The sequence below is a fragment of the Mesorhizobium sp. P5_C1 genome, from assembly GCF_054049815.1.
On the sequence record NZ_JBFULQ010000858.1, the window covers coordinates 1 to 1,635 of the forward strand.

3 protein-coding genes are annotated in these 1,635 nt (G+C 62.2%); 1 reads left to right on the forward strand and 2 read right to left on the reverse strand.

All coding sequences use genetic code 11. The features are described from left to right. Positions 1-804 (reverse strand): baseplate hub protein (locus ACXJ7R_RS31985; RefSeq protein ID WP_457155296.1); only part of this gene is annotated, 804 nt, incomplete at its 3' end. Positions 805-981: 177 nt separating this feature from the next. On the opposite strand from ACXJ7R_RS31985, the gene ACXJ7R_RS31990 reads away from it, so the two are divergent. Then, positions 982-1,272, forward strand: coding sequence for a hypothetical protein (locus tag ACXJ7R_RS31990; RefSeq protein WP_457155297.1), 291 nt, complete (start codon positions 982-984; stop codon positions 1,270-1,272). Between the two features lie 9 nt (positions 1,273-1,281). Here the strand turns inward: ACXJ7R_RS31990 and ACXJ7R_RS31995 are convergent, their stop codons facing one another. Continuing rightward, complete coding sequence (locus tag ACXJ7R_RS31995) at positions 1,282-1,596, reverse strand: phage baseplate plug family protein (protein WP_457155298.1); 315 nt, start codon at positions 1,594-1,596, stop codon at positions 1,282-1,284. Positions 1,597-1,635 lie beyond the last annotated feature (39 nt).

The window sequence follows — 1,635 nt, forward strand, 5'->3', positions numbered from 1 at the left end:
CGGCATCATCGCCTCGAGCTGATATTCGAGGCGGTTGACCTTCCACGTGCCACACGCCGGAGTCAGGTCACTCTGGATTTGCACCAGGCCCTGGTACTTCACGGCGGGATTGTAGAGCGCCCGCACCAGGACATACGCCTGCTCGAAGAAGGGATAGCCGACCATGCCGGTTTGCGGCGAGATCAGCACGGCGTCCCCATCCCTCGCCTTGCCGGCCGGTGTGATCACCATCGTGCCCCGGTCGATGCCGACGTCGAAAGCGCCGTCGCGGGCGATCGCCAGCGCCTGCGTCCATGCCGTCCCGGGATAATAGGGGTTGGCGAACTTGACCTTGACGCCCGCGTCCTCGAACGAAAATCCCATCTGGCCAGCGAGGCTTTTCATCATCTGGGAGGCGTCGGCCGAGCCCCTGATGCTGAGCGGCGGGATGGGCTTCGCGGCATGGAACGCGCCCGGGAGCGAGCTGACCCGAAAGCACACGTCAGGCATCGCCTGCGCATCGACGTAGGCATAGACGATGGTGCCGCTCCAGACGAGATTTTGGCCCGTCTCGTCGTCCCCAGCGAGCACAGAAATGCTGTTCTGGTACATCTGGTTATACTGCGAGCCGACTGTGCTGAGCTGATTCATCAGCGCGAGCGGCAGGCCCCAGATCGAGATTTCGGCTTGCCCCGAGCCCTGCCCCGCATTGACGATGTTGCAGGACACGCGCAGGCCGAAGACCTCTGCGGTGTTGCCGCCGCCTGCAAACTGACCGTTTGCCAGATCGAACTCGACAGTGATTTGCTTCCGGCTGAATGCCATCTTTTGTGCTCCCCGGGGCATCATTCCGAAGTAAACCCCCTTGTAACCGGGTCGGTTACAAGTTAGTTTACTCTGGCTATACCAGCCAATACATATCACGGAGAGTATAGCGGGCCGGAAGAAAGCTAGGAACTTCCAACCGACCCTAACCGAAGCGAACCTGTTTGGAGGCTCACCATGGCTGCTCAGCCGAATACCACACCCCGCTCGAAGACCTCAATCCCTGCGATGGGGACAACCATCGATCTGGCGGCTGCGCGCCCGTTAGACCGACGCCGCAATCAGGCGATCATGGCCGCTGCCATGCGATACGTAGACAGAGAAGGCCCTCGGGCGCGGGCATCCAAGACGGCCATCGAAGAGGCCATCGCCGACATGATCGGGGCGAGCCAATATCTGGCGCTCCGGCTCGGTGAGGCGAAGGCCCGCTCGGTCGTCTCCTCCCTCCAGGTCGCTCTCGGAAACTGATCCGGCACCTCAGCCCTGGCCGGCCAGAAGGTCGGCCGGCGACAGGTAGGCCAAGCTGTAGCGCGTCCCCAGCCCGGAGAAGACCGGGTCGCTGTCGCCCTGGTTGTCGATGAAGACGAGATCGCCGGAAAACCCGAGATAGACCGACCGCACGATCCGGTTGAGGTTCTGGCAGATGACGCCGCCGATCACGAGCGTGTTGTCGACAAAGAGGTCGATGAACAGGCCCGTGTCCTTCTGGTAGATGTTGACCTGCGAGACCTGGTTGCCGAGCGTCACGCTGACGGCTTGGTTCGGCACCGCCTGCAGCGGKATGATCACCATCACAGGCCTCCGGCTGGCAGACCAGACGAGGTCTGGAAT

Excerpts from the sequence above, each read along its gene's own strand:
- ACXJ7R_RS31990 (WP_457155297.1), top strand. The coding sequence starts at position 982 with ATGGCTGCTCAGCCGAATACCACACCCCGCTCGAAGACCTCAATCCCT.